General features: G+C 50.0%; 19 protein-coding genes. 3 read left to right on the forward strand and 16 right to left on the reverse strand.

Translation table 11 applies throughout. From position 1 onward, the window contains the following. Nucleotides 1-126 precede the first annotated feature (126 nt). Nucleotides 127-1,017 carry a LysR substrate-binding domain-containing protein gene (locus tag C2M24_RS13125; RefSeq protein ID WP_105200456.1) on the forward strand — a complete coding sequence of 297 codons (891 nt, stop codon included), beginning with the start codon at nucleotides 127-129 and terminating at the stop codon, nucleotides 1,015-1,017. Between the two features lie 256 nt (nucleotides 1,018-1,273). Here C2M24_RS13125 and C2M24_RS13130 read toward each other — a convergent pair whose 3' ends face one another. Further along, nucleotides 1,274-2,026: a Nif3-like dinuclear metal center hexameric protein gene (locus C2M24_RS13130; RefSeq protein ID WP_105215431.1), complete on the reverse strand. Its 753-nt coding sequence runs from the start codon at nucleotides 2,024-2,026 to the stop codon at nucleotides 1,274-1,276. 162 nt (nucleotides 2,027-2,188) lie between these two features. On the opposite strand from C2M24_RS13130, the gene C2M24_RS13135 reads away from it, so the two are divergent. Beyond that, the gene (locus C2M24_RS13135) at nucleotides 2,189-2,578 is read left to right on the forward strand and encodes a hypothetical protein (protein ID WP_105200458.1); all 390 of its coding nucleotides are present in this window, start codon (nucleotides 2,189-2,191) and stop codon (nucleotides 2,576-2,578) included. 51 nt (nucleotides 2,579-2,629) lie between these two features. Here the strand turns inward: C2M24_RS13135 and prpF are convergent, their stop codons facing one another. The 5 genes from prpF to C2M24_RS13160 form a co-directional block, all read right to left on the reverse strand. Then, nucleotides 2,630-3,805 (reverse strand): 2-methylaconitate cis-trans isomerase PrpF, encoded by a 1,176-nt coding sequence (gene prpF / locus C2M24_RS13140; protein WP_442792517.1) that lies wholly within the window; start codon nucleotides 3,803-3,805, stop codon nucleotides 2,630-2,632. Nucleotides 3,806-3,865: 60 nt separating this feature from the next. Then, nucleotides 3,866-6,457: a Fe/S-dependent 2-methylisocitrate dehydratase AcnD gene (gene acnD, locus C2M24_RS13145; RefSeq protein WP_105215433.1), complete on the reverse strand. Its 2,592-nt coding sequence runs from the start codon at nucleotides 6,455-6,457 to the stop codon at nucleotides 3,866-3,868. A gap of 78 nt (nucleotides 6,458-6,535) precedes the next feature. Next, nucleotides 6,536-7,660 (reverse strand): bifunctional 2-methylcitrate synthase/citrate synthase, encoded by a 1,125-nt coding sequence (gene prpC, locus C2M24_RS13150; protein ID WP_105215435.1) that lies wholly within the window; start codon nucleotides 7,658-7,660, stop codon nucleotides 6,536-6,538. A gap of 35 nt (nucleotides 7,661-7,695) precedes the next feature. After that, a complete protein-coding gene (prpB, locus tag C2M24_RS13155) occupies nucleotides 7,696-8,574 on the reverse strand; it encodes a methylisocitrate lyase (RefSeq protein WP_105200460.1) in 879 nt (292 codons plus the stop codon). Nucleotides 8,575-8,604: 30 nt separating this feature from the next. Next, on the reverse strand, nucleotides 8,605-9,303 hold the full coding sequence (locus tag C2M24_RS13160) for a GntR family transcriptional regulator (RefSeq protein ID WP_233999554.1): 699 nt from the start codon (nucleotides 9,301-9,303) through the stop codon (nucleotides 8,605-8,607). 224 nt (nucleotides 9,304-9,527) lie between these two features. Between C2M24_RS13160 and rsmF the strand changes: the two genes are divergently transcribed. Next, nucleotides 9,528-10,982 (forward strand): 16S rRNA (cytosine(1407)-C(5))-methyltransferase RsmF, encoded by a 1,455-nt coding sequence (gene rsmF, locus C2M24_RS13165; RefSeq protein WP_105215438.1) that lies wholly within the window; start codon nucleotides 9,528-9,530, stop codon nucleotides 10,980-10,982. A 316-nt stretch (nucleotides 10,983-11,298) separates the two neighbouring features. Here the strand turns inward: rsmF and C2M24_RS13170 are convergent, their stop codons facing one another. From C2M24_RS13170 to fabG, 10 genes are all read right to left on the reverse strand, one after another. Next, entirely contained in the window at nucleotides 11,299-13,140 is a 1,842-nt protein-coding gene (locus C2M24_RS13170) for an alkaline phosphatase D family protein (RefSeq protein ID WP_233999555.1), read from the reverse strand. Nucleotides 13,141-13,160: 20 nt separating this feature from the next. Then, nucleotides 13,161-13,940: a TatD family hydrolase gene (locus C2M24_RS13175; RefSeq protein WP_105200463.1), complete on the reverse strand. Its 780-nt coding sequence runs from the start codon at nucleotides 13,938-13,940 to the stop codon at nucleotides 13,161-13,163. A gap of 34 nt (nucleotides 13,941-13,974) precedes the next feature. Then, a complete protein-coding gene (locus C2M24_RS13180) occupies nucleotides 13,975-14,301 on the reverse strand; it encodes a PilZ domain-containing protein (protein ID WP_105200464.1) in 327 nt (108 codons plus the stop codon). A gap of 13 nt (nucleotides 14,302-14,314) precedes the next feature. Next, nucleotides 14,315-15,214: a DNA polymerase III subunit delta' gene (gene holB / locus C2M24_RS13185; RefSeq protein ID WP_105215442.1), complete on the reverse strand. Its 900-nt coding sequence runs from the start codon at nucleotides 15,212-15,214 to the stop codon at nucleotides 14,315-14,317. Continuing rightward, nucleotides 15,214-15,837, reverse strand: coding sequence for a dTMP kinase (tmk, locus tag C2M24_RS13190; protein ID WP_105200466.1), 624 nt, complete (start codon nucleotides 15,835-15,837; stop codon nucleotides 15,214-15,216). Before tmk ends, holB begins: the two co-directional genes overlap by 1 nt. Continuing rightward, nucleotides 15,827-16,816 carry an endolytic transglycosylase MltG gene (mltG, locus tag C2M24_RS13195; protein ID WP_105200467.1) on the reverse strand — a complete coding sequence of 330 codons (990 nt, stop codon included), beginning with the start codon at nucleotides 16,814-16,816 and terminating at the stop codon, nucleotides 15,827-15,829. The genes tmk and mltG overlap by 11 nt, the downstream gene beginning before the upstream one ends. Further along, complete coding sequence (gene pabC / locus C2M24_RS13200) at nucleotides 16,813-17,625, reverse strand: aminodeoxychorismate lyase (protein ID WP_105200468.1); 813 nt, start codon at nucleotides 17,623-17,625, stop codon at nucleotides 16,813-16,815. The genes mltG and pabC overlap by 4 nt, the downstream gene beginning before the upstream one ends. Before the next feature lie 82 nt (nucleotides 17,626-17,707). After that, nucleotides 17,708-18,946, reverse strand: coding sequence for a beta-ketoacyl-ACP synthase II (fabF, locus tag C2M24_RS13205; protein WP_105215444.1), 1,239 nt, complete (start codon nucleotides 18,944-18,946; stop codon nucleotides 17,708-17,710). A gap of 84 nt (nucleotides 18,947-19,030) precedes the next feature. Then, the gene (acpP, locus tag C2M24_RS13210) at nucleotides 19,031-19,267 is read right to left on the reverse strand and encodes an acyl carrier protein (RefSeq protein ID WP_010374019.1); all 237 of its coding nucleotides are present in this window, start codon (nucleotides 19,265-19,267) and stop codon (nucleotides 19,031-19,033) included. Between the two features lie 243 nt (nucleotides 19,268-19,510). Then, nucleotides 19,511-20,257, reverse strand: a complete 747-nt coding sequence (gene fabG / locus C2M24_RS13215) for a 3-oxoacyl-ACP reductase FabG (protein ID WP_105200470.1) — start codon at nucleotides 20,255-20,257, stop codon at nucleotides 19,511-19,513. Nucleotides 20,258-20,269 lie beyond the last annotated feature (12 nt).

Genomic DNA, 20,269 nt, shown 5'->3' on the forward strand with positions numbered 1-20,269 from the left:
TTTAATAGCCAACTGAGTATAAAAGTGATAATTTTTTAGCCGTCTAGACTTTTATAGATTTATCCAGCGCGGTTTAGTCGCAATCATTATGAGATATGTGACTGGCTTTTATGAGATTTACTAAAGATGATTGAAATTAAACACCTTAAAACCATAGCCACCTTGAAAGAAACCGGTTCTTTAGTGAATACCGCCCGTGAATTATTTCTAACCCAGTCAGCTTTATCTCACCAAATCAAAGACTTGGAAAACAAGCTGGATTGTCAGCTGTTTGAGCGTAAAACCCATCCGGTGCGCTTTACCCCCCAAGGCATGCTGCTATTAGAACTGGCGCAGGATGTGTTACCTAAGGTCGAAGCCACCAAATGCCGCCTGAAAGAAAGTTTAAATCAGCCTATTTCGCAACTGCGCCTAAGTGTGGAATGCCACGCCTGTTTTCACTGGTTGCTGCCGACCATTAAAGAATTCAATAATTTCTGGCCGGATATCCATGTAGATTATGAGCGCGGGTTTAGTTATGACGCCATTCCCGAGCTGCTTGATGGGGATTTAGATCTGGTTCTGACCTCGGACATTCGTGAGCCGGATCGCTTGGAATTTGCCCACCTGTTTGATTTTAAACTCAAGCTTATCGTGGCGCCGGACCACCCCTTGGCCAATAAAGCTTATGTGACCGCCTTAGATTTAAAAGATGAGACCATCATCTCCTACCCTATTCCGCGGGAACGACAGGATATATTCAAACACTTTATTCAAAATGCCCGTTTCGATGGCACCTTAAAAACCGTGGATCAGGGCTTGTTGATTTTCCAATTGGTCAGTGCAGGCATGGGCGTGGCCGCCCTGCCGGATTGGCTGGTGACGCCCTATGAGGCTCAGGGCTTGATCAAGTCAATTCCTTTAGGCGCCCTGGGATTGAACCGCCCCATGTATTTGGCGATGAAAAAAGAAATGAAGGATAACCCGGTTTACCGCCACTTCCTTAATACCTGTAAGCAAAATAACAGCCGCAAATAATTTGTTGCAGCGACAATAAAAAAGGAGCCCCTGGCTCCTTTTAATACCAATTCTGTTAAGTATGTGATCAGATATAGCGCTGGATAAATGATGTGATAACAAGGCGGAAATTTTTTATGTAGTTATTCTCGGCTTTGGCTCCTGCGCCGCTCTACCGCCTACATCCGTGTAGGCGTACATAGAAAAATTTCAACACAGTTAGCACGATATTTAGCCCGCTAGGGTGATTAGCTATTTAAGTGAATTGGTATAATCTTTATACCGGATTGTCGATGTCGATAAAGGTTACATCCAAACCAAACTCATCCGCTAAAAATTCCCCCAAGGCCTTAGCACCATAGCGCTCAGTGGCGTGGTGCCCGGCGGCAAAGAAATCTATGCCCTGCTCGGTGGAACTATGTATGGTTTGCTCCGAGGCCTCGCCGGTCAGGTAGGCATCCAAACCTTGCGCCGCCGCCAAGTCGATATAACCCTGACCACCGCCGGTACACAGGCCTATGGTTTCAATCACCTCAGAGCGCACCACAGAGCTGAGCGGCGTGCGCCCGAGCACGGATTCAATGCGCTTGGCAAATTCATCGCCACTGACAGGCTCGTTGAGCTTACCCCACACCGGCACGCTAACTGGTCCCGGCTCCATGCCGCCAAGGATCTCGATGCCCAGTAGCTTAGCAAGCTGGGCGTTATTACCTAGCTCGGGATGCACATCCAAGGGTAAGTGGTAGGCGAACAGGTTGATATCCGCCGCCAGCAGCGCTTTTAGGCGGCGCTTTTTCATGCCACTGATCACTTGCGACTCCCCCTTCCAAAAGTAGCCATGGTGCACAACCAGGGCATCGGCTTGCAGCTCTATGGCCTTATCGACCAGGGCCTGACTGGCGGTCACTCCGGTGACGATTTTTTTAATTTGCTCGGTGCCTTCAACCTGCAGACCATTGGGACAAAAGTCTTTGATTTGCTCCGGTGCCAGCTTGGCATTCAAAATAGCGAGTAGCTCGTTGCGTTTCATAATCACCTCATGACCTAATTTAGGCCTAAATTTTCCCGTCATTGGCGGAAAAAATAAAGGAAATTAGCAATTTCGCCACAAAAAATTGAAAATCCCAGGACAAATGGGTATAAATATATACTTGTAATAAAATTAACCTGCGTTAACGACTAGGATCTTTTGATGAGTAAACTAGACAAAACAGAAGTGTTAGCTGCTTTTGAAGCTGCGTATGAAGCGGCGAATGGCAAAAAGCCAGAAATCACCACCAAGCCTGGCTGGTACAGCATTGATGGCGGCAAAAACATGCGCCTTGCTGAGGTAGCTGAACTTACTGAAGAGCTTACTTCTGGTAAAACAGAAACAGTCGCTAAAGTAGAAGAAAAGGCTCCTGCCAAAGCAAGCAAAAAAACAACAACCAAAAAAGCGGCTCCTGCGGCAAAAGCAACTGAGAAAAAGGCTGCCTTTACTGTCGTTAGTGAAAACAAAGATGGTTTCACTGCCGAAGAATTTTGGATTAAAGAGCTTGCAGAGAAAGAGCACGACTGTCGCCTACCGCGCGGCGTTGTCTAATTCACCTTCTGCTTTAATAAAAAAAGCCGCTTAAAGCGGCTTTTTTTATGTCTACTCGCCTAATTCAGGATCTGGTACACGCACCCAGCCTTCCATTAAGCGGCGGGCACTGCGGCTCATGCTGACACTGTGCACATCAGCCTGACCATCAAGCATATTTACCGCTGCACCCACTTGCAGCGTGCCTGAAGGGTGGCCAAAGGTCAGCGACTGGCGTGCTACACCACCTGCAGCCAGGTTCACCAAGGTGCCTTCGATGGCGGCCGCGGTAGCGATGGCAACGGCGGCGGTGCCCATCATGGCATGGTGCAGCTTACCCATGGACAAGGCGCGAACCTGTACATCTATATCTGCCGCATCAATGCGCTTGCCGCTGGATGCCACATAGCTGCTTGCCGGTGCCACCATGGCGATTTTCGGCGTATGCTGGCGCGTTTTCGCCTCTTCAATATCACTGATCAGCCCCATTTGCACCGCACCATAAGCACGAATACGCTCAAAGCGTGCTAAGGCCTGCTCATCATTATTGATATCGTCCTGCAGCTCTGCCCCGCTGTAACCCAGCTCGCTGGCATTCACGAAAATAGTAGGGATACCGGCATTGATAAAACTTGCCTGTAGCTCGCCCTCGCCCGGCACCACTAAGGTATCGACCAGGTTACCCGTTGGCAGTACTGCACCATCACCGACAGGCGATAAGAAGTCGACCTTCACCTCAGCGGCGGGAAAGGTCACACCATCGAGTTCAAAGTCACCAAGCTCTTGCACCAAGCCATCACACATAGGCACATGAGCGACAATGGTTTTGTGAATATTGGCCTGCCAGATCCGCACTTCGGTGATGCCATTTTCACAAATGCGTGCTGCATCCACCAAGCCATTATTAATGGCGAAAGCACCCACCGCAGCGGTTAGGTTGCCACAGTTACCGCTCCAATCGATAAACGGCTTGTCGATAGCAACCTGGCCAAACAGGTAGTCAACATCATGATCCGCCTTATCGCTTTTGGATAAGATCACCGTTTTACTGGTACTGGATGTCGCCCCACCCATGCCATCGGTATGTTTGCCGTACGGATCAGGGCTGCCGATGACCCGCAAAAGCAAGGCATCACGATAGGCGCCCGGCTGCTGCGCTTGTGCAGGCAAGTCATGCAGTGCAAAGAACACCCCTTTACTGGTGCCTCCGCGCATATAGGTTGCCGGTATTTTTAGCTGTTGTGTCATTATTAACCTCAAAAAAAGGTGAGATCCCACCTCTAAAAATGGGCTCTCACCTTCTGCAATTTATACTGAGCCTTCAAGGAAGTCCTGCGCAAAGCGTTGCAATACACCGCCTGCACTGTAGATGGACAATTCCTCTTGGGTATCAAGGCGGCATTTGGTGGTAATAGTCAGCTGTTCACCATTGGCGCGGGTGATCTGCACTTGCATATCCGCACCCGGTGCTGGCTCGCCTAACACCGTATAGGTCTCGCTACCATCAAGGTTAAAGGTCTTACGGTTTTCACCCGCTTTAAACTCCAGAGGTAACACACCCATGCCAATCAAGTTGGTACGGTGAATACGCTCGAAACCTTCGGCGATGATCACTTCCACACCCGCTAGGCGAACGCCTTTGGCTGCCCAGTCACGGCTTGAACCCTGACCATAGTCGGCACCGGCAACGATACATAGCGGTTGCTTACGCTCCATATAGGTTTCAATGGCTTCCCACATACGAGTAACCTGGCCTTCTGGCTCAATACGCGCCAGTGAACCTTGCTTCACCTCACCGTTTTCATCGCGCACCATTTCGTTAAACAGCTTAGGGTTAGCGAAGGTTGCACGTTGGGCCGTTAGGTGGTCACCACGGTGCGTGGCGTACGAGTTAAAGTCTTCTTCAGGCAGACCCATTTTCGCCAGGTATTCACCCGCCGCACTGCTGGCCAGAATCGCATTCGACGGCGACAAGTGGTCGGTGGTGATATTGTCACCCAGCACCGCCAGTGGACGCATGTCTTTCATGGTGCGCGGTGCCGCAAGCGCCCCTTCCCAATAAGGTGGACGACGAATATAGGTGCTCATTTCGCGCCAGTCGTACAATGGGTTGTTCTTTTCACCGTAATCCACGTCTAAATCGAACATGGGTTCGTACACCTGACGGAAGTGCTCTGGCTTCACGCTCTTGGCAATAACCGCATCGATTTCTTCGTCGCTTGGCCATAGATCCTTCAAGGTAATAGGCTGACCTTGCTTATCATATCCCAGGGCATCTTTTTCGATATCGAAACGTATAGTACCGGCAATGGCATACGCCACCACCAATGGCGGTGAGGCCAGGAAGGCCTGTTTAGCATAGGGGTGGATACGACCATCAAAGTTACGGTTACCTGAGAGTACCGCCGTCGCGTAAAGGTCGCGCTCGATCACCTCTTGCTGGATTTTCGGGTCTAACGCGCCACTCATGCCGTTACATGAGGTACAGGCAAAACCCACTACGCCGAAGCCCAGGGCTTCCAGCTCAGGAAGAAGGTTCGCTTCTTCTAAATAAAGTTTTACCGCTTTTGAACCCGGTGCCAGTGAGGTTTTAACCCAAGGCTTGCGCACTAAGCCAAACTTGTTGGCGTTACGGGCTAACAAGGCTGCGGCAATCACGTTGCGCGGGTTAGAGGTATTGGTACAGCTGGTGATAGCGGCGATAATGACCGCGCCATCCGGCATCAGGCCCTCTTCTTGCTCAACATGCTTGGCGATACCACGGGCTTGCAAGTCCGCTGTCGCTAAACGGGCATGCGGGTTTGATGGACCGGCCAGATTACGACCCACAGAGGACAAATCAAAGCTTAATACGCGCTCGTATTTCGCACCCGTCATGGCATCGGCCCACAAACCAGTTTCTTTGGCATATTGCTCAACCAGCTTCACCTGCTCGTCTTCACGGCCCGTCAGTTTCAAATAGTCGATAGTTTGCTCATCGATATAGAACATGGCCGCCGTGGCGCCGTATTCCGGTGTCATATTCGAGATGGTGGCACGATCGCCCAGAGTCAGATGCGAGGCACCCTCACCGAAGAATTCAAGGTAACTTGAAACCACACGCTCTTTACGTAGGAATTCGGTCAGCGCCAGTACGATATCTGTGGCGGTAATGCCCGGCTGCGGCTTACCCGTCAACTCAACACCAATAATGTCCGGCAGGCGCATGTAAGAGGCACGACCCAGCATCACGCTTTCGGCTTCAAGACCACCCACACCCACGGCGATTACGCCCAGCGCATCAACATGCGGGGTATGACTGTCGGTACCTACCAGGGTATCTGGGAAGGCGACGCCATCGCGTACCTGGATCACCGGCGACATCTTCTCCAGGTTGATCTGGTGCATGATGCCGTTACCCGGCGGGATCACATCAACGTTTTTAAACGCTGTTTTGGTCCAGTTAATAAAGTGGAATCTGTCTTCGTTACGACGGTCTTCAATAGCACGGTTCTTCTCGAACGCGTCTGGGTCAAAGCCCGGTGCTTCGACCGCCAACGAGTGGTCAACGATCAATTGAGTTGGTACTACTGGGTTTACCTTGGCCGGATCGCCGCCTTTGGCAGCAATGGCATCTCGCAGACCGGCAAGATCCACCAGCGCCGTTTGACCTAAGATATCGTGGCACACCACGCGGGCCGGGAACCAAGGGAAATCATGCTCGCGCTTACGATAAATAAGTTGCTCTAGGCTTTGCGTTAAATCTTCTGGGTTACAACGGCGAACCAGATTCTCGGCAAGCACTTTAGAGGTATAAGGCAAGCCATCGTAGGCGCCAGGTTCGATTGCATCAACGGCCGCTCGGGTATCGTAATAAACCAGCTCTGAGCCCGGCAGCGTCTTACGGTATTGGGTATTCATAATCATCTCTACATTGCGAATGGATGTGGTGCGCCAACGAATGTGCCGCACCGACAGGCAAGGTGGCTAAGCCGTGGCTTAGCGCTCGCTTAGCTCAGGTACAGGGCGCGCTTCTGGGCCGATATAACCCGCACTTGGGCGGATAATACGGTTGTTAGCACGCTGCTCTTTCACGTGTGCAGTCCAGCCCGTTACGCGACTCATTACAAAGATAGGCGTAAACAATTTGGTTGGAATGCCCATAAAGTGATAGGCCGAAGCGTGGAAGAAATCGGCATTACAGAATAGCTTCTTCTCGCGCCACATCACTTCTTCACAACGTACAGACACAGGGTAAAGCACATCATCGCCTACCTCTTGAGCCAAACGCTCTGACCATTTTTTGATGATCACATTACGCGGATCGCTTTCACGGTAAATCGCATGACCGAAGCCCATGATCTTCTCTTTGCGCTCAAGCATGCCCATCAGCTCCTGCTCGGCTTCATCGGCATTGCTGAAACGCTCAATCAGTTCCATCGCCGCTTCGTTAGCACCACCGTGCAATGGACCACGCAGTGAACCGATAGCACCGGTTACGCATGAATGAATGTCAGACAGGGTTGACGCACATACGCGAGCGGTGAAGGTTGAGGCGTTAAACTCGTGCTCTGCATAGAGAATCAAAGACACATTCATCACTTCTGCAAACAACTGCGATGGCGCTTTGTCGTGTAACAGATGTAGGAAGTGAGCACCCACCGAATCGTCATCGGTTTCAACGTCAATGCGCACGCCATCGTGGCTAAAGCGGTACCAGTAACAAATAATGCTTGGGAAAATAGCAACCATGCGGTCGATGGCATCATTAGCCTGGTCAAAGTCGGTTTCCATTTCCAGGTTACCCAGCATAGAACAGCCGGTACGCATCACATCCATTGGGTGCGCATCTTTTGGAATGGCTTCTAGCACGGTTTTAAGTGCCGCCGGTAGGCCGCGCAGTGATTTAAGCTTGGCTTTGTATTCAACCAATTCACCCGCGCTAGGTAGCTCACCGCGCGAAAGTAAAAAGGCCACTTCTTCGAACTGTACTTTATCCGCCAGCTCGCTGATGTCATAACCACAATAGGTTAGGCCTGAACCTGTTTTACCTACCGTACAAAGGGCTGTTTGACCCGCTTCTTGACCGCGCAGACCCGCGCCACCTAATGCTTTATCTACCATAATAATTCTCCTGAATTTTTCCTGTTGAAACTCGGTTACTTATTCTTGCCTTCGGCAAAAAGGGCATCGAGTTTTTGTTCGTATTCGTGATAGCCAAGATAATCGTACAGCTCCATACGAGTTTGCATGGTGTCTATTACGGCTTTTTGATCGCCGTTAGCCAGAATCGATTTGTATACGTTTTCTGCCGCCTTGTTCATGGCACGGAATGCCGACAATGGGTAAAGCACCATGTCCACACCCCACTCGCCTAGCTCTTTGCAGTTCCACAGCTCGGTTTTTCCGAACTCGGTGATGTTCGCAAGGATTGGCACGTCTAAGGCGTCGGCAAAGGCGCGGTAATGCTCTTCGGTTTGTACCGCTTCGGCAAAGATACCGTCGGCACCGGCGGCCACATAAGCCTTGGCACGTGCAATAGCGGCTTCTAAGCCTTCTTGGGCAAATGAGTCGGTACGGGCCATGATGAAGAAATCTGGGTCGGTACGGGCATCTACCGCCGCTTTAATACGGTCGACCATTTCTTCAACGGGAACGATTTCTTTATTTGGACGGTGACCACAGCGCTTTTGCGCCACCTGGTCTTCGATGTGCACCGCAGCGGCACCGGCTTTTTCCATATCGCGGATGGTCTTGGCAATGTTAAATGCACCGCCCCAACCCGTGTCGATATCTACCATTAGCGGTAAGTCGCAGGCCGAGGTAATACGCTGTACATCGGCAATCACATCGTTCAATGAAGTCATACCTAAGTCAGGCAGACCGTATGAGGCGTTGGCCACGCCACCACCGGACAGATAAATAGCCTGGTGGCCTAGTTGTTTGGCCATCATGGCACAGTAAGCATTGATAGTGCCGACAATCTGCAATGGCTGATTGGCTGTTAATGCATCTCTAAATTTTTTTCCTGCGGACATTGTAAACTCCTGCTCTTTGAACGGTTGCGGTTATTGCGCCGCGTTAAATTTATTTTCTATGTTATTCATTGAATAGCTGATATGTCGCTTCATCAACATCTCAGCCAATTCGCCATCACGATTTTCAATGGCGTTAATAATAGCCAAATGCTCGTCAAATGCTTTGGAAACTCGAGGGCCCGTCATCCCCATTTGCACTCGGTACATGCGAATAAGCTGATATAAATCGTGAATTAGCAAATTAAATAGGTGCTCGTTTTTTGAACCCTTAATGATGCGGTAGTGAAAATCCAGGTCGCCGGCCTCTTGGTAATAAGACTCCCCCTCTTTCACTCGTTGCTCATTAAGATGCTTGTTTAACAAGGCTTTAATATTGGCAATTTCCTCGTCGCTCATGTTCTGCGCGGCAAGCCGACAGGCCAAACCTTCGAGGGCGGCACGCACCTGATACACCTCGATAAGGCGCTCCGGCGTCAAGGCCACCACGCGACAACCGACATTGGCTTTGCGCTCAACCAGATTGCAGGCCTCTAAACGGTTTAAGGCATCGCGCAGAGTTGCGCGCGATACACCATAGCGTTTTGCCAATTCCGGTTCGGAAATTTTCGACCCCTGTGCCACGTCTCCCTCAACGATGGCGCGGCGCAGCTCCACAAAGACTTGGTCTACTGCGGTTGTCACCTGGTTTTGCGGTTCTATTGATTCATTAGTCACGGATTGATTGCTCACGCCTTTCTCAAATTGTCGACAATCTTGGCACCTACTATGGGAGAGGATGGGGATATTGTCAACCGTAGCCACCTTGTATTGTCGACATAAATCCCGTTTATACCGGCTGAAGTTAGCACTTTGTGTAAAATTAAAAAAAAATGTCGACACTTTAAAAACATCGGCATTCACTATGGTGATGCGATACAATATCGCCAGATTATTTGCCCGTCATTAACCTATCTATGAACATCAACACCTATATCCCTGATGCTTTTATTGAAGATGTTAAAAGCTATTTGCCCGATCACCTTGAACTAGAAGACTTTATTAACGCCTGCCAAACCCCGCTAAAACGCGCGGTGCGGGTTAATACGCTAAAGATGTCGACCGAGGAGTTTGAGCAAGTATGTAGTGAGCGCAACTGGCAAATAGTCCAGGTGCCCTGGTGTGAAGAAGGTTATTGGTTAGAGCGCCCCGAGCAGGAAGAAGAGGCCCTGCCTTTGGGCAGAACCGATTTGCACTTAAGTGGCTGCATCTATGTACAAGAGGCCAGCTCCATGCTGCCACCCACCGCCTTGAAAGATGCCTTAGACAATGCCTTTGGCGTTACCCATACAGTACTGGATATGGCTGCGGCCCCGGGCAGTAAAACCTCACAGTTAGTGGCCATGCTTGATAATGAGGGCTTCTTAGTCGCCAACGAATATTCCTCGTCACGTTTAAAGGCACTGAGCGCTACCCTTAAACGCGTCGGCGCCCATAATGTTGGGCTCACGCATTTTGATGGCGCCGTGTTTGGCGATTATATGCCGGAGATGTTCGACGCCATTTTATTGGATGCCCCATGCTCCGGCGAAGGCACGGTGCGTAAAGATGCCGATGCGTTAAAAAACTGGTCGTTGCAATCGAATATCGACATCGCCGAGGTACAGAAATCGCTGATCAAAAGTGCTTTCCATGCCCTTAAGGTTGGCGGCACCTTGGTTTATTCCACCTGTACTCTGACTCCGGTAGAAAATCAGGCGGTGTGCCAGTACCTGCTCGACGAGTTTGATGGCTTAATCGAAGTAGAGCCGCTGAATGATTTGTTTACCGGCGCAGAAAAAGCGGCGACACAGGAAGGCTATCTGCATATCTGGCCACAGCTGTTCGACAGCGAAGGTTTCTTTATTGCCAAGTTTAAGAAAACCGGAGCCAAAGCGGTCAGCGAGCCGAAACGTAAAAAAGGCGCTTTCCCTTTTGCGCCAATGCCAGCGAAACAACTGCAAGAATTTATGCAGTATCTTAAAAAGCAGTTTGGGATAAAAGCCTTACCCGGCACCCTGTATGTCCGCGATAAAGAAGTATGGCTGTTCCCGGATGCAGAGAATGTGCAATTGTTTGAGGCGGTTAAATACTCCCGCATCGGTATCTTGATCGGCACCACACACAAAAATGGCGTGCGCCTAGAGCACGAGTTTGGCAGTTGCCTAGGTAAACTGGCCAACAAAAACACCATTGAATTGACCGCCGAGCAAGGCGCCGACTACTTTAATGGCAAAGATGTGCGCCTAAGCGAGCCAAGTGCGGCTCAAGGCGAGGTGATCATCCGCTTAAATGGGGCCAGTGTCGGTCTTGGTAAGTGGCAGAAGAATAAAATAAAAAACTCCCTAGCTCGGGATTTGGTGCTGGATGGGCGGTTAATAACTTGGGTATAACTTGGGTATAAGGGGTATAAAAAAACACCAGTTATTTTTACAGTTTTTCACAAAGACCAGTAACACACTGTTTTAAATGCATTTTAATCTTGTTCATTTATTTCACTTTTTGCAGTGTGTTAACTACAATTAAGAAGACTTTCGCTTCTCCCGTACGAATGTGAACAGTTTATTTAGTTAGCGCACGGCTCATCAAGAGCCATTCCCCTAGGCCCAGGACAATGCGGATTCGTCCTGGGCGTTTTTTATTCCACTTTTAAATTTTCACAATAAACTTCAAGCTGTTGCGAGAGATTCTTGCGGCGTTTCTGCGTCCTTAATCGAGTTCATATTCGGTGCAGCTGCCATCACTGTGTAGCAAGCGATAGCGACTCAGCTCGCCCTGCTCCAACTCAATCAGACTGATCGCTGCCTGGCTCACCAAATGCTTTTGTGGACCCGTGGTGGTATCGTGCTTATCGACCTTCATTTGCCAACGTTTAGTAAACATATTCAAGGGGCTGCGCGGCGAATAGAGTATGGAGTCGAGCCTATCCAAAAAGTTAATCAGCTTACGAGGAAATTCATTTTTAATGCCACTGGCGGTCAGCTGCCAAATACGGTTATCACGCTCACCAAAGCGCGCCTTTACTGAAAAGCAAAAGGAGTAATGAACATCGCCGGAGAGAATAATGGTTTCTACCGGTGTCTCTAAACGCCGGAAGATATCGAGTAACTTTTTCGCCGAGCCCTCATGGGCCATCCAGTTTTCACAATCCACCATCAGCGGCTTGCCGCACAAGGTAAAGAGCGCCTGTATCGCCTCAATAGACTTAACCCCAAATACGGGGGCGGCAGAAACCAGCAAGACCTTGTCACATCCTTCCAAGGTGCTCTCCAGCTCGAGTAATCGCTCCCAGTCCAATAAGCCCGAGGGCTCATTAAAGTCCTGCTCATTACGCCATCTATGGGTGCGGGTATCGAGCACCACCACCTTAGGTACGGTGGGAAGCTCATAATGCCAGTAGTCGTAATGCAGTAAGGGCTTATACACGTCCTTCAAGTGCCAGTGATTCTCTCGCGAGGCGCTATTGAGCAAGGATAAAAATGGCCAGTCCTGTTTCGCATCCGTGTTTCCCCAGCCCTGAAACAGAGCATACGCCAACATGGCATTACAAATAATGCCGCGGCTGGCGCCATGGGTATACACAGCTTGCTCCCAATTGGCGGTGAGGTTCCAGTCATCGGTAACATCATGATCGTCAAAGATCATTAAGGTACTGGTATGGGCCAACAGCCGCGCCACTCGAGCCTGACTGGCGGCAAATTTACGCAAATGCTCACGCTCGGCGCTAAACTGGGCATGCTGAGGGTGCTCGGCGGCAAGATCTAAGCGGGCAAAGTCGACCAATTGCCAACTCGCAGCGCTAAAGCTCAACAAGTACAGAGCAATAAACTCTTCAAAGTGGATTAAATGGTTGGCACTTTTAATGCTGCTAAAGTGCGCCTCGTCTTTGCGCAGCCAATAGCCGCTATGCCACTTTGACAGCTGCTGCCAAGGGGTTTTCGGCAGCAACTCGGCGCGCCTATAGAGCTCATCCACAACCTGCTCGCTCACAGCTAACAGTGGCGCCGATTCGGTGTAAATCCCCAGCTTAGCAATCAACTGATGAATCGCCATTAACATGGGACCCGCCACATCATCGGCATACACCTGATCACCAGAGAGCAGGAGCAGCTGCGGACGCTGAGTCTCACTGCCGTGCTCCATTGAGCGTGCCAGTAAGGCATCGGCTTGCACCAGGGCATCGTCACTATAATGATGGGGATTGCGACAAGAGCCGTGCAGCACTGAGTGTAATAGCTGGGGTATTAATAAGGTCGGGCTGGCTTGGCCTGGGTAGCAAAACGCATTTAAATCGATGCGCTCTAGGCCATCAAACAACTCGTAGGCAATGGCAAGATCGCTTACAAAGGTGCCGTTGACGGGCGTTATGGTCAGGTTGTAAAGGTATAAATGCTCGCCCAAGCGACACATATCCACCTGCTGATAAAGCTCGACCCCGCTGAGCTCTAATCTTGGGTTAATCGCCTTAGAGGTCGCCAGTTGCAGACGAATAAGCTCGGGCTCGGCGCGCCGTAGCAAAGGGCCAAGCAGCAGCAGAGGAAGTTCTGTCACAATATTGGCCCCATCAATCCTTAACGCCTGTTGATACCGTTAAACAAACGATAAAAGTTATCCGTTGTTGCGCTGGCCAGCTCTTTATAACTCACCCCTTTGAGGTCGGCAATAAAGTAGGCCACATCCTGCACATAGGCCGGTTGATTGGTTTTACCCCGATGCGGCACCGGCGCTAAATAGGGTGAGTCGGTTTCAATAAGCAAGCGATCCAAAGGCACCTGTTTGACCACATCCCGCAATTGCTCTGCATTGCGGAAAGTGACTATACCTGAAATGGAAATATAAAAGCCTAGATCCATGGCCTTTTTAGCCATATCCAGGTCTTCGGTAAAGCAATGCAAGACGCCACCGCAGCGCTCAGCATTATGCTCACGCATCAAATTAATGGTGTCGGCTTTGGCATCTCGGGTATGAATGATCAGCGGTTTATTAAGCTCATTGGCCACCTGAATATGACCGACAAAGCTGTCTTGCTGCACCTGTTTGGTGTCGCCGCTGTAGTAGTAATCTAGCCCGGTTTCACCTATGGCAACCACCTTATCATGCACCGCCAAACGGCGCAGCAGGTCGATATCCAAGGCATCTTTTTGGTCTAAAGGATGCACACCGCAGGAAGCGGAAACATCATCAAAAGCGGCGATTTTTTCCAACATTTGTGGAAACTGCTGCAAGGTCACGCTGACACATAAGAAGTGTTCAACATCTTTGGCGCGTGCCTGAGCTAATACACTTGGCAAGTCTTGACCAAGCTTATCGAAATCCAACCTATCCAGGTGGCAGTGGGAGTCTACAATCATGTGTTACTGCAATATGAATGTAAGGCCGAAGGCCTTACATGGTGTACGTGGGATGTCCGGAGTTTAGCATGGTTCCGAGCTGCTTTTCGATTTTATCACGCAGATGTACTTTATCATCAACGAAGCCAATGCCGATACCCGGCGGGTTGGAGCTCTGAGCACCAATGGGCGTCACCCATACTACCTTGCCTGTTACCACCTCTTCTTCGAGGGAATTGGGTAGACTTACGCGCAGCGCCAAAGACTGACCCATTTCGTAGCTCATGTTTGTGCGTACAAACAAACCACCGGTTTTTAGATAAGGCATATAACAACGATATAATTCGTCCAGATCGTCTAATTCTACAAGTAACTCTTGCACAACGGCTCCTTTGTTATCCTAATTCTTGCTTTAATACACGCAACAGCTTTGCCAGTGCTAAGGACATATTTAGCCCTGGGGTTTGCGTTACCTGCTCACTAAAGTGTTGTAATTGCCTATAACAGCGTTCAAAAGCCGTAAAGCTTAACCCCTGCTGAGACTTATGTAATAAAAACTGGCTGACGAACAGCCTAAAGATAGCAATATATTGTGAGTTTTGCGCCAAAATATCAACCAGCTTTTGTTCGTCACCCGCCAATTGCTGTTCATACAGCGCCTGGTATAAGGTTTGGATTTGCCCTAGTTCATCGTTTTCCTGCCATTGGCGTAATAACAAGGGCTGAGTTTTAAAATGTACGGCAAAGGGCTGCTGTATCGCCAACGAGGCATGATTCTGCAGCCAGGTATCCAAGGCTTCATTGTCCTGCACCCTAATCTGTTGCTTAGCACAGCGACTCAAGATGGTGGCCGATAAATTGGCAGTGCCTGGACTTAATAACCATAAATAACAATGATTATTGGGCTCTTCCAAGGTTTTCAGCAAGGCATTACTCGCCGCTACCGTCATACGCTGGGCATTGGGAATAATCACGCATTTGGCGCCGCCTTGCTGGGCACTGTGTTGGATAAAGTCGCTGATCGCACGTATGGCATCCACGCCTATGCTGCTGCCGTCGCCGCTGAGCATAAGTAAATCCGGATGGGTGCCAGCAGCGATTAGCTTACAGCCCTTACATTGGCCGCAGGGCTGCATCTGCAGCGGTTGTTCGCACAGTTGCGCCTGACTGAGCTGCTCGGCCAAGGCGCGTTTTCCCACACCTTCAGCGCCGTATAGCAGGTGGGCATGGTGCAATCGCCCTTGCTGCTGCTGTTGGGCATATTGTTGCTGTACTGTGCTAAGCCAGGGATACATTATTGCTCCGCAATAAAGGGCACAAGCACATCGGCAAGAGCCTGATGCACCTGCTCCATGCTTTGACTGGCATCGATAATATATATGCTGTCATCCGCATGCGCCAAAGCCAGATAACGCTCTCGGGTGCGGACAAAAAACGACAGGTCTTCTTGTTCGATGCGATCCAGCTCACCACGGCCTCGCGCACGCTCAAGGCCCAACGCCGGGTCGATATCCAGATACAAGGTCAAGTCCGGGCGCAGCCCGTCTAATACATATTTGCCAAGAAAACTCATCACCTCGGCGTCAACTTCTCGGCCACCGCCCTGATAGGCCTGAGACGATAAGTCATGGCGGTCGCCCAGCACCCAGGTGCCCTGTGTCAGGGCCGGGCGGATCACATTTTCCAGCAACTGAGAGCGCGCCGCATACATAAGCAGCAATTCGGTTTGGGTGCTGATTTGCTCACCCTGACATTCCTTTACCACACTGCGCAATTGCTCGGCCACAGGCGTACCGCCCGGCTCCCGCGTGGTGATAAAGTCAATGCCGGCATTCTTTAATAGCTCGGCACAGACCTTCATGGCGGTGGACTTGCCACTGCCTTCAAGGCCTTCAATCACAATAAACTTAGCTGTCATTTGCTCTTCTTAACTGATACTGGCGCACGGCGCGGTTATGCTCCGCGAGTTGCTTGGAAAATTGATGACTGCCATCGCCTTTGGCGACGAAATAATAATAGTCCGACTGTGCCGGTTGCACAGCTGCTAACAGCGCTTTGCGCGATGGCATGGCAATAGGCGTCGGCGGCAGGCCATGGATACGGTAGGTATTGTACGGCGTCGTCTGGCGTAAATGGGCACGGGTAATATTGCCATCGAAATCCGGACCGATCCCATAGATCACTGTGGGATCCGTTTGCAAACGCATACCCTTGTTTAAACGATTTACGAACACGGATGCAATCAAGGCGCGCTCGCCGGCCACACCGGTTTCCTTTTCAATAATAGACGCCAAGATCAAGGCTTCATAAGCGCTTTTCAGTGGCGTGCTCTCGTCACGTTGCTGCCAGATCTGGGCTAACTGCGATTCCATTTTATTGTAGGCGCGCATTAGGATCTGCTCGGCATCTTCATGAGCATGGTAATGATAGGTGTCGGGAAACAACTTACCCTCGAAACGCTCATCCAGGGGCTGGTCGATAAAGCTATCGCCCCATTGCAATGGCGCGCTCACATATGCGGACTGGGCCAATCGTGCCAATACCTGACGCAGGTTGTCACCTTCGATAATGGTGAAGCTGAATTCATGCTCCTGACCCTGACTTATCTGTCTAAAGGCACCAAGCGCTGTGCCCGGTACCAACTGATACACGCCGGCTTTTAAATCGGTCAGAGTGGGATCGAGCTTGGCGAGCACCTGCAGCGGCCAACACTCTTCGACCCATTGTTTTTGCTGCCACTGACGGCATAACTGGTTGAAACCAGTGCCGCTTGGGATTTCAACTAATTGGGTGTGCTCAATATTAAAGGGCGCTAGCATGGCTTGACGCAATTGATAATATCCAGCAGAAGTAAGTACTAACGCCAGCAATACAACGCCGACAATGACCCTTATCATATCTTGATCCCTTGTTTTGCTAGCAGGCTATGAGCGACATCCAAATTAAAATCATGGTGAGCGATGCGGGTAATGGGCACCAAGCCCATCAGGCTATTACAGCAAAACACCGCATCCATCGACAATACCTGGGCCAAATTGAGCTGACAACTGATCACCGGCATACGCTCTTGCAGATGGGCTAAATACACGCCCTGCACTCCGGCCTGATCTAGGCTTGGTGTGTACCACTGCCCCTGCTTATACATCAGCAGATTTGCGCTGGATGTTTCTATCACCTTGTCTGTGGTGTCTAATACCAACAAATCGTCGCTGTTTTGCTGCGCCGCTTCTTGCTTGATAAAGACTTGCTCAAGACGATTGAGGGTTTTTAGACCGGCCAATAAAGGCTGTTGCGCTAACCGTGTTTTGGCCACCGCAAGACTCAGGCCTTTTTGCGCTATCTCTCGGTATGCATCGGGATAAGGCAACAAGCTAAGTATGCGCGTAGGCTGAACATCACTCGGAGGCGCATAACCTCGCCCACCACTGCCACGGGTGTAGAGCACCTTAAGGACCGCCGGCTCATCAAGGGCGTTTTCGCGGCTATTGAGCAGCTGCGCCACGTCCTGCTCAAGGGCGGCAAAGTCCAAATCCCCAAAGCCTAAACGACGGGCACATTCACTTAGACGAGCACGGTGTAAGGGCCATAGTTGCACCTTGGCGTCGACCACTTTGGCCGTAGTAAAAAAACCATCGCCGTAGTTTAAACCGCGGTCATTAATATTGATTAGGTGCCCCGGCTGGCCATTTATAATAGTTTTAGTCATAAAAAAAGCTCGGTCATAACCGAGCTTATGTTACCAGCTTAGTCCTAACTTGGTCTACGCTGGTAGGCAGTTGATTTCACTGTTAGATCTTTTTAAATAGCAGTGAGCCGTTAGTGCCACCGAAACCAAACGAGTTACACAGCGCATAGTCTAGTTTTACATCACGCGCAGTGTGGGCAATGTAATCCAGATCGCAGCCTTCATCCGGGTTATCCAGGTTGATGGTTGGTGATACTTTTTGGTCTTGTAGCGACAGTACCGTGATGATTGATTCTACCGAACCGGCAGCACCTAGCAGGTGACCCATCATAGACTTAGACGAGCCTACCATCACTTTGTCGGCAGCGGCGCCAAAGATGCTCTTAACCGCACTGGTTTCGGCCTTATCACCCGCAGGTGTTGAAGTACCGTGAGCATTGATGTAACCCACTTGCTCAGCATTGATGCCTGCATCTTTAATAGCGTTAGCCATAGCAAGTGCCGCACCGGCGCCATCTTCTGGCGGCGAGGTCATATGATAAGCGTCACCACTCATACCGAAACCAACAAGCTCGGCATAAATCTTCGCACCACGTGCTTTGGCGTGTTCATACTCTTCAAGAACCACAACACCGGCACCGTCAGACAGTACAAAACCGTCACGGTCTTTATCCCAAGGGCGTGACGCCGCTTGCGGGTTGTCGTTACGCGTTGACAAGGCACGCGCCGCACTGAAGCCACCCATGCCCATAGGCGTAGAGGCTTTCTCAGCACCACCGGCAACCATGGCATCCGCATCGCCGTAAGCGATCATTCGTGCCGCATGGCCAATGTTGTGCAGGCCGGTTGTACAGGCGGTAACGATAGAAATGTTCGGTCCACGCAGGCCCTTCATAATAGAAAGGTGACCTGAGATCATATTAATGATGGTTGACGGCACATAAAATGGCGACAACTTGCGCGGCCCAACATTTAAAAGTTTTTCATGGTTTTCTTCGATCAGTGTTAAACCACCGATCCCTGAGCCCACAGCAACACCAATACGGTCGGCATTGGTTTCGGTCACTTCCAAGCCTGAATCATCTAAGGCTTGAATACCAGCGGCGATACCATATTGGATAAACAAATCCATTTTCTTGGCATCTTTTTTCGCCATGTATGCTTCGGCATCAAAATCTTTGATTAAACCAGCAAATTTGGTACCAAAATCTGTTGTATCGAAATGGGTTATAGCACCTATGCCACTTTGACCATTCAATAAGCCCTGCCAGGTTGACGCTACATCATTACCCAGCGGCGTAAGCATACCTAAGCCAGTAACTACGACTCGACGTTTAGCCACGGTGTCCTCCAAAAAGGGAATAAAAGATGGGGGTCTCAGATAGACTAAGGGCAGCGGATGCTGCCCTTAAAAGAAATGCGTTGATTACTCAGCGTGAGCTGTAACGTAATCGATAGCAGCTTGAACTGTAGTGATCTTCTCAGCTTCTTCGTCTGGGATCTCAGTATCAAATTCTTCTTCTAGCGCCATTACTAGCTCAACAGTATCAAGAGAGTCCGCACCTAGATCATCAACGAAAGACGCTTCAGATTTTACTTCTTCTTCTTTAACACCTAGTTGCTCAACGATGATTTTCTTTACGCGTTCTTGGATGTCGCTCATTCTTCTTTCCTTTATTTAAACGCTACTGCGTTATTTTTTCAGATTGCGGCGTAGTTTACGCAGCATATTTGTCTGATTCAAGGATTTGCCCTGAGTTTTTTCTCTGGTCAAACCTGTATCAAAGTAAAGTTGCACTTTTATCGCCCATTTTCATAGCGATTTCAAGTATGTTTAAAGCAAGATCACAAAAACTTCAATCTTTTTAGTCGAGTTTTTGTGACCTTTCTTGGCTCCGATAGAGCCTTAAACCATATACATCGCGCCGTTAACGTGCAGAGTTTCGCCGGAAACGTACGCCGCGGCGTCAGACGCCAAATAGCATACAGCCGCTGCAATTTCATTCGGTTGACCAAGACGACCAGCCGGTACATTGGCAAGCGTTGCCGCCTTTTGCTCTTCGGTTAGCTCGTCTGTCATATCGGTTTGGATAAAGCCAGGAGCAACAACGTTCACCGTGATACCACGTGAGGCCACTTCACGAGCCAACGACTTAGAAAAACCAATTACGCCGGCTTTTGCAGCAGCATAGTTGGCCTGACCAGCGTTACCCATGGTGCCCACAACAGAACCTATGTTGATGATACGGCCGGACTTTTTCTTCATCATAGGACGCAATACGGCTTTTGACAGGCGGAAGATAGACGATAGGTTAGTATCGATAATATCCTGCCATTCGTCGTCTTTCATGCGCATTAGCAGATTATCGCGAGTGATACCGGCATTGTTTACCAATACATCTATGTCACCCAGATCTGCTTTAATCGCCGCCAAAGTTGCTTCGATTGACTCGGCATCGGTCACGTTTAGCTTATAACCCTTGCCGTTCTCACCAAGGTAAGCAGAGATCTTCTCAGCACCACCGTCGCTGGTTGCCGTGCCCGCAACTTTTGCGCCCTGCGCAACCAATTGCTCAGCAACTGCTTTACCAATACCACGGCTTGCACCTGTTACTAGGACTACTTTGCCCTCTAGGGAAAATAAATTTGCCATTTTTGTTCTCTT

It is taken from the genome of Pseudoalteromonas sp. T1lg22 (assembly GCF_002964645.1).
In the GTDB taxonomy this organism is placed as follows: domain Bacteria; phylum Pseudomonadota; class Gammaproteobacteria; order Enterobacterales; family Alteromonadaceae; genus Pseudoalteromonas.

Coding starts and splice junctions, on each gene's coding strand:
- prpB (WP_105200460.1), bottom strand. CDS start 8,574: ATGTCCGCAGGAAAAAAATTTAGAGATGCATTAACAGCCAATCAGCCA.
- acpP (WP_010374019.1), bottom strand. CDS start 19,267: ATGAGCGACATCCAAGAACGCGTAAAGAAAATCATCGTTGAGCAACTA.
- holB (WP_105215442.1), bottom strand. CDS start 15,214: ATGTATCCCTGGCTTAGCACAGTACAGCAACAATATGCCCAACAGCAG.
- mltG (WP_105200467.1), bottom strand. CDS start 16,816: ATGATAAGGGTCATTGTCGGCGTTGTATTGCTGGCGTTAGTACTTACT.
- tmk (WP_105200466.1), bottom strand. CDS start 15,837: ATGACAGCTAAGTTTATTGTGATTGAAGGCCTTGAAGGCAGTGGCAAG.
- C2M24_RS13175 (WP_105200463.1), bottom strand. CDS start 13,940: ATGATTGTAGACTCCCACTGCCACCTGGATAGGTTGGATTTCGATAAG.
- C2M24_RS13130 (WP_105215431.1), bottom strand. CDS start 2,026: ATGAAACGCAACGAGCTACTCGCTATTTTGAATGCCAAGCTGGCACCG.
- pabC (WP_105200468.1), bottom strand. CDS start 17,625: ATGACTAAAACTATTATAAATGGCCAGCCGGGGCACCTAATCAATATT.
- rsmF (WP_105215438.1), top strand. CDS start 9,528: ATGAACATCAACACCTATATCCCTGATGCTTTTATTGAAGATGTTAAA.
- prpF (WP_442792517.1), bottom strand. CDS start 3,805: ATGACACAACAGCTAAAAATACCGGCAACCTATATGCGCGGAGGCACC.
- fabG (WP_105200470.1), bottom strand. CDS start 20,257: ATGGCAAATTTATTTTCCCTAGAGGGCAAAGTAGTCCTAGTAACAGGT.
- C2M24_RS13125 (WP_105200456.1), top strand. CDS start 127: ATGATTGAAATTAAACACCTTAAAACCATAGCCACCTTGAAAGAAACC.
- acnD (WP_105215433.1), bottom strand. CDS start 6,457: ATGAATACCCAATACCGTAAGACGCTGCCGGGCTCAGAGCTGGTTTAT.
- C2M24_RS13135 (WP_105200458.1), top strand. CDS start 2,189: ATGAGTAAACTAGACAAAACAGAAGTGTTAGCTGCTTTTGAAGCTGCG.
- prpC (WP_105215435.1), bottom strand. CDS start 7,660: ATGGTAGATAAAGCATTAGGTGGCGCGGGTCTGCGCGGTCAAGAAGCG.